Consider the following 7,007-nt stretch of genomic DNA (forward strand, 5'->3'; position numbering starts at 1 on the left):
GTATAAAACCATTTGCAGTTGGCAGAAAAAATTGGATGTTCTGTGCAACAACTAAGGGTGCTAAAGCTAGTGCAAATATTTATAGTATTATTGAAACTTGCAAAGTAAATAAGATTAATCCTTATGATTATTTAAAATATTTGCTGAATCATATTCATGATTATTCTGATCCAAAAGAGTTAGTAAATTTACTTCCATATAATATTGATAAAAAAATATCATCAAATTAAATTTTTTTTAGAATTATCAAAAAACTTAAGAAACCCAAAGAAAGGCGGATAATACTTGTCAAGATGGGGATATTTTAGCGTTTACTTAATTGGAGGGGGAGCAACATGTTTAAGTGGTTATTTGAATGGCATATTTGTTCATAAGTATGGTTCAGAAAATATACTTAAACTTGGATGGATATTAATGTTTATATCAGGATTTTTACTTTTGTTTGGATTTTATTTTTTTGGAATAAATTTACTAGCTATTTCTATTCCAGTTGCATTCTTTTATTTCGGAGTTAGTTTTGTGTTTCCTAATTCTTTCGCAAAGGCCTTCACTCCATTTGGACATATAGCAGTCACAGCTGCTGCACTTTATGGATGCCTGCAAACTTTAGGAGCTGTAATAACTGGCTACATATCTTCTTATATACCAAATAATAATCAATTACCCTTAGCAATAATAATGATAACTGTTCCTACACTATCTTGGCTTATATATAAAGTTCTAAAGCTAAATAAATTATAATCATTATATCTACATAATTTATATACCATTCTCATCATAGTAATTGATTTTAGCATCGTATTAGAGCACTTAATATAGAATTAAAACACCATTGACTCACACCCCATAAACATTAGCAAATGTATTTACACCACTAATACTAGATCTTTTAGAAATACAACATAATTCCTCACTCCATTCCCTCTAATTATCCTTACATCATATTATTGCATTTTTTTTAAATTACTACTCCAATAAACCACGTCTTTGCTTACTACTTAATTGGCTTATATCAACTTCCATAAATCCAAAATCAATAAACATAACTGCATCTGTTAACCTATTTTACATAAATTAGATCTAATTTATATACACTTTAGTTTTTTTGCAAAAAATAGTTATTCTATTCAGAAAATAAAATATCTAACTGATATATTATTAATCTTATAAATTCAAAAAAGTGTAAATTCTTTTAAAAATCTATTTTCTTCTCCTGTAGATTTTCTACCTAACGCTTTATTTCTTTGAGGGAATCTACCAAAACGTTCAATTATGTCTCTGTTTTTAATTGCAAATTCATAAGATTGTTTATTAACATTTTTAAAAAGCCCTACTGACATTTCCTGATCTTTTAAATTTTCACTATGCATAAAAGGCATATATAAGAACAAAAGATAATCATTATTAATTACCTCATCATCAAATTCATTAGATATTAAATACCTTGATATCCTCAAAGCTTCTTTATCAGTATCAAAACTTTCTTTCTTGCCTCTAAACATATTTCTAGGAAATTGATCAAATAATATTATTAAACTTAGAAGCTCTTTTACATCTTCAATTTTTTTTAAGTCTCTCCCTATATTCATCAACTGATTTTTATATATTCCTAAAAATTCAGTAGTGATTTTTTGGTCAAGTTCTAAATCTTTAACAAACCAATTTAACTTTATTTTATCTTTAAACCAAAAATCTAATATTTTACTATAATGCTTCATTTCATTAATAATCACTTAACATTAACTTATTATAAGTATTGATATTATAAATATTAAAGTCAATAAAAGGATAATGAATTTACTTTTCTAAATATCTTTAAATCTGGTGCCAAAGGGGAGAATTGAACTCCCGACCTACTGATTACGAATCAGTTGCACTGCCTCTGTGCTACTTTGGCACAACCTCATGAAGTATATTAAGAAATAATTAAAGCCATGTTAATATAATTATCTATAATTGCTTTTTTCAAATTTTTAAACTTCTGTGTTTTTGCTTCTTCATTTTTTATAAAAGATTTTTTAAAAGCTATCTTATCTGATATAACTGTATTATTATTTACACACTTAGCACTTCTATCTAATTTTATCCAAGTAGTATCAATATTAAAATCAATGCTTTTAATATTCTTAATACAATGAGATTTAATAACAGTTTTAACATCATAGAAAATAGGCATATCTATATAAAAATCAATCTTATCATCTTCTGCAATATCATTAAAAAAATATAACGGCTTATATTTTAATTTTAATGCTTTTCCTAAATTTGTATTTAATAATAAATCATCAGCCCTGTATTCAAGTTTAAATTTAACATCTTGAACAATTCTTGAATCTAAAGTTGGTATTGTTGAGCTAATTTTATCTTCGTAATTAACAAATTTATTATCATTAACACTCATAAAAAGCAAATCTTCTAAACGTTGTTTTGAATAAAATTTTCCTAATCCATTAAGATTCCATGAAGATTGCCCACTCAATTTTGCATCAAAAGATAATCTAACTTTATCATCTTCAATATAATACTCCTTAATAATATTATTAACAGAATTTTTTGGGTTAATTGAAGGTATTTTTTCATATTTTGCCACTTTATCTGAAATCACCAAAACCATTCTATCAGCAATATCCGGAAACAATTCACCTGCCATACTTTGGAAATTTGTAGGATCCAACCAGTAAACATTTCCATTTTTACCTTGTACTTTTAACATCATATGATTAAAAACCCAAAATGGGATTGGTGCTTTAAATTCCGGATAAATTTCACCTCTATAAACTAAAACTATATCAACTTTATAACCAAGTTTTTTTAAAATTGCCACTGTTGAAAATGAAAAATCTTTACAATCACCATATTGAGTTCTAGCAACCTCATTTAAATCTCTAGGAAAGACATTTACTGAAATTGATCTCTTATCCATCAAATATTGAATCGAATCACTTAAATTTAAAGTAATATAATTTATTTGATCAATTTCATTTTTTTTATTTTTTGCACCTTCATAAATTTTTTCAAAAACATTTGGCAATTTTTGATTTATAACCTTAGAATAATTATCAATAAATTTTTTATGAAACCCTTGCCATGATTTCTCACTAGTAACGGCAACCCATGTTAGATGTTTTTTATTAATTGCACCACTACTTGGCTCATCTATTAGATCATTAGTAAAAGGTCTTATTTGATTTATAGTAATACTTTCAACTGATTTATTTTCTTGATTTTTTTTCTTAATCTCTAATACTTCATATGGATCATTTTTATAAATATAAAGTGGAATTTCAGAGTTTATAGCCACATTAAATTTTTCAAAATATCCACCTTTTCCAAATGAAAAGAAATTGCTAAAATAATCTGGTATAGCTAGATTATTCACTATAACTTTATATCTAAGATACACTTTAGCTCCAACCACAATTTTTGGGAAAGCAATGGAAATTTGACCATATTCAGCAATTGCACTTGCTTCACTTGCGAGTGGTTTATCTTCTATTTCTGATTTTTTAACAACATATTTTTTACCTTCAAAAATAGTATATGCTTCTAATATTTCTACTTTTTCTCTCTTTAAATCATATTCAAAAATAAATTTTGAAAATCCTCTTCTACCTTGTTCTTTTAATATTTCGTCTAAGAATTCTATTGTTGTTTCGTGAGTGTAATCCTTATTAACATTAATATTCACGTTTTCATACATTGTTTTTATAGATGAATCTTCTAAAGTTGCCCATCTAGCATGTAAAGTTATTGTTGATAAAATTAAAATCAAACAATATATAAAAACTCTAACCATTTATCCCTCAATTATTTAATATTCTCATCAAAATATTTTTCATATTTTTCTTCTTCATCCTCATATTTTTCAGCATCTTTTAATGCTTGTTTCTGTTCTGTGATATTTGGCCAAATTTCTGAATATTTCTTATTGATTTCTAACCATTTTATTAAATCCTCTGATTCAGGTTTTATTGCATCAACAGGACATTCAGGTTCACATACCCCACAATCAATACATTCTTCTGGATTTATCACAAGCATATTTTTTCCTTCATAAAAACAATCTACAGGACAAACTTCAACGCAGTCAGTAAATTTGCATTTTATACATTTATCGGTAACAACATATGTCATTTTCAGTAATTATCCTAATATTTACTTGATTTAAAATTTATAAAGTGTATTAAATGTTATATAAATTGATTTTATGGACATTATACTTATTTTTTTAGATAATAAAAGTACTATAATAACTGTCCAAAACATTTTTGCGGATGTGGCGGAATTGGCAGACGCGCTAGACTTAGGATCTAGTGCCGCAAGGCGTGTGGGTTCAAGTCCCTCCATCCGCACCAACTAAATTTTTTTACTTCATGACAAAAATTTTAATTTCAATATCAAATTTCTATCAAGATGTCTCTACAATTTTATTAGATTCATCTAAAAAAGTATTAAAAAAAAATAATTTAGATTATGAACAAGTTATAGTGCCAGGCGCATTTGAACTCCCTAGCTCCATTAATATGGGATTGGAAACTTTTGAATATAGTGGTGTAGTTGCTCTTGGCTGCGTTATTAAAGGAGAGACTTCTCATTATGATATTGTTACACATGAATGTGCAAGAGCAATTCAGGATATTTCAATTTATTATTCTATACCCTTAGGCTTTGGAGTGCTTACTGTAGATAATAAACAACAAGCACTGGATAGAGCTGCAAAATATGCTGCAAATGCTGCAAATGCGTGCATACAAATGATCAAGGTAAAAGAACAATTTATGATTTATAATGACAAAAGAAACTCTAGATTCAACTAATAACGTTCAATCCCTTTACTCATCTAGAATTTTAATAATTCAAACTATTTATTCATTTGATATTTTAGATAATAAAAAAGATATCAAACAAATTTCATCCGATTATGTCAATTATTATAAATCTAAATATCCCAATAAAAAGCTTAATGTAGAATTTTATGAAGAGCTTATAAATTTTATAATTCATAATATATCAAATATTGATAATAAAATTCATTCTAATTTAGAAAAAAATTGGAAACTTGAGAGGTTACCAAAATTAGTGTTATCTATTTTAAGAAGTGGAATAGGTGAATTATTACACGTTAACAATTCTAATGTTGCAGTTATAATAAATGATTATTTGCAAATTACAAAATCATTTAATCACTTAGAGGAGTTAGGTTTCATCAATAGTATATTAGATAAAATAGTAAAATAAATATTTAACCATTTTGTATTTTTAATTTTAATAGTGCTCAGTACTGAAATAAATAAATGATCGACCCATATATTATTTCGTAAACTGTAAATCTTTCATATTTCTTCCTTTTGATTTTGCTTTACTGTAATTATGAATTATTCTAGTACATCAGTTAATAAAGCATCATTTAAACCACTATTCACTGCTAGAGGATTATTTTGATAATATTTAAGATATGCAAATCTACCCAAAACTCCTAAAACTCCGGTTCCAACAGTACTTCCAACAACTACACCAAAAGTATCATCATACCAATGCCAATTACTTCCACTATCTGAATTTGGAATAGGTGAATTTTCATAATAAAGATTTGGATCCACTTTAGTTGTAATATTACTATCTTGATCAGGATCAGTAACTGTTAACGGATAATCTTTATTTATTTTAAATTCTATGCTATCTCCATTTATATTTATTATTCCTTCTTGTACATCACGTTTTATATTCCATTCGCTTATATCAAGCTGACTTAAATCAATTTGATCTCCTATTTTTAAACCACTTATTTTTATTCTTGACTAGATGCCCTTATTTTAGCGCTTACAAAGAAAATTAAAATTAATGCTGAAGAAATTAATACATCTTCTTCAAATTATGTGTATTGTACTGGAAGATGGGGATCTTCTTCAAATATTATGAAATGTATAGATGATTCTTTAGATAATATTGCTCAAACTCAGCTTGAAAAAGTACTTAAAAAAAAGCTAAAATTGCAGAAAAAAAATATAATTTGTAAGAATAAAGATATAAAAGAAGCAGTTCCACTACATCAAGATATTTCTTATTCACCTAATAATCCTTATCATTTTTCTTTATGGCTTGCTTTAAATAATGTTGATAGGAATACAGGAGCTTTACAGTTAATTCCAAAAAGTCATAAATTACCAATCCAACCTGCTGTTGATTTTTGGTCTCCTATGTATTCATCAAGTAAAATATACAATAAGTTATACAAAACAGATATTAAAGTTATTGAGCTTAAAAAAGGAGATGCTGTAATTTTTGATTCAAGATTATGGCATGGCAGCTTAAAAAGTATAACTGGTAAAGATAGACATGCTTATGTTACTAGATGGGAAATATTAGATTTAGGATTTTCAAATATTCCTGAAATTAAATCTGAGTATTTTGGTATGTGGAATTGTCATGATATTACAACTAATATTTTAAGTTCTCATTTAAAAAAATATGATTCTACTTTTTGTGAGCATAATGATTTTATAATGTTACTTGATAAATGGAAGGATATTATACAAAACGAAAATATAACAAATATTAATAAAAATCAGGTTAAGCAAGATCTAAAAAATGTATCCATTTTACATAAAGCTGCAACTAAACATGATGCAGGGGATTTAACTGGAAAAATATATAAAAGTCTTTGGTATTCATTTTTATCACGTTTATAATGGTATGCAAAACTCATTTTTAGTATATGGGAAAGAAAAAATTCATTGTTAATAAATGGTTATGTTAGATATAATTTATTATAATTATGATTTGATAAAAAAATCAGTACAGATTAATGATGAGGAGTTTAAAAAGTTAATTGACTTATTAATTGCATCTAATAGTAGTGCAACATCTAAAATATTAAAAGAGTTTAATCCCTACAAAAATTTAGACAGATTATTAAATATTGCTGAATATATTAAAAATACTTTTAGTGATTTAATAATTATTGGTATGGGAGGTGCAATATTAAACCCCATGTCTATAACTGCTTT

10 protein-coding genes and 2 tRNA genes are annotated in these 7,007 nt (G+C 26.3%); 7 read left to right on the forward strand and 5 right to left on the reverse strand.

Annotated elements, in window-relative coordinates; all coding sequences use genetic code 11:
• Both EIC27_RS08305 and EIC27_RS05325 read left to right on the forward strand, forming a co-directional pair.
• The coding region (locus EIC27_RS08305; protein ID WP_205702304.1) for a transposase domain-containing protein at positions 1-230 on the forward strand (230 nt) is incomplete at its 5' end.
• A 55-nt stretch (positions 231-285) separates the two neighbouring features.
• On the forward strand, positions 286-741 hold the full coding sequence (locus EIC27_RS05325; RefSeq protein ID WP_126045066.1) for an MFS transporter: 456 nt from the start codon (positions 286-288) through the stop codon (positions 739-741).
• A 431-nt stretch (positions 742-1,172) separates the two neighbouring features.
• Here EIC27_RS05325 and EIC27_RS05330 read toward each other — a convergent pair whose 3' ends face one another.
• From EIC27_RS05330 to fdxA, 4 genes are all read right to left on the reverse strand, one after another.
• Positions 1,173-1,733 carry a DUF924 family protein gene (locus tag EIC27_RS05330; protein WP_126045067.1) on the reverse strand — a complete coding sequence of 187 codons (561 nt, stop codon included), beginning with the start codon at positions 1,731-1,733 and terminating at the stop codon, positions 1,173-1,175.
• Positions 1,734-1,822: 89 nt separating this feature from the next.
• Positions 1,823-1,897 (reverse strand) — tRNA-Thr (locus tag EIC27_RS05335).
• Positions 1,898-1,915: 18 nt separating this feature from the next.
• Positions 1,916-3,796 carry a DUF3857 domain-containing protein gene (locus EIC27_RS05340; RefSeq protein WP_126045068.1) on the reverse strand — a complete coding sequence of 627 codons (1,881 nt, stop codon included), beginning with the start codon at positions 3,794-3,796 and terminating at the stop codon, positions 1,916-1,918.
• 11 nt (positions 3,797-3,807) lie between these two features.
• Positions 3,808-4,134, reverse strand: coding sequence for a ferredoxin FdxA (gene fdxA / locus EIC27_RS05345; RefSeq protein WP_126045069.1), 327 nt, complete (start codon positions 4,132-4,134; stop codon positions 3,808-3,810).
• A gap of 136 nt (positions 4,135-4,270) precedes the next feature.
• Between fdxA and EIC27_RS05350 the strand changes: the two genes are divergently transcribed.
• The 3 genes from EIC27_RS05350 (at position 4,271) to nusB (ending at position 5,238) form a co-directional block, all read left to right on the forward strand.
• Positions 4,271-4,355 (forward strand) — tRNA-Leu (locus tag EIC27_RS05350).
• Between the two features lie 18 nt (positions 4,356-4,373).
• The gene (ribH, locus tag EIC27_RS05355; RefSeq protein ID WP_126045070.1) at positions 4,374-4,817 is read left to right on the forward strand and encodes a 6,7-dimethyl-8-ribityllumazine synthase; all 444 of its coding nucleotides are present in this window, start codon (positions 4,374-4,376) and stop codon (positions 4,815-4,817) included.
• Complete coding sequence (nusB, locus tag EIC27_RS05360) at positions 4,789-5,238, forward strand: transcription antitermination factor NusB (protein ID WP_126045071.1); 450 nt, start codon at positions 4,789-4,791, stop codon at positions 5,236-5,238. Before ribH ends, nusB begins: the two co-directional genes overlap by 29 nt.
• 137 nt (positions 5,239-5,375) lie before the next feature.
• Here the strand turns inward: nusB and EIC27_RS05365 are convergent, their stop codons facing one another.
• The gene (locus EIC27_RS05365) at positions 5,376-5,600 is read right to left on the reverse strand and encodes a hypothetical protein (RefSeq protein ID WP_126045072.1); all 225 of its coding nucleotides are present in this window, start codon (positions 5,598-5,600) and stop codon (positions 5,376-5,378) included.
• Between the two features lie 315 nt (positions 5,601-5,915).
• On the opposite strand from EIC27_RS05365, the gene EIC27_RS05370 reads away from it, so the two are divergent.
• Positions 5,916-6,689: a phytanoyl-CoA dioxygenase family protein gene (locus tag EIC27_RS05370; RefSeq protein ID WP_205702349.1), complete on the forward strand. Its 774-nt coding sequence runs from the start codon at positions 5,916-5,918 to the stop codon at positions 6,687-6,689.
• 61 nt (positions 6,690-6,750) lie between these two features.
• The coding region (locus EIC27_RS05375; RefSeq protein ID WP_153183769.1) for a hypothetical protein at positions 6,751-7,007 on the forward strand (257 nt) is incomplete at its 3' end.

Origin of the sequence: Candidatus Aquarickettsia rohweri (assembly GCF_003953955.1) — a bacterium.
Lineage (GTDB): Bacteria > Pseudomonadota > Alphaproteobacteria > Rickettsiales > Midichloriaceae > Aquirickettsia > Aquirickettsia rohweri.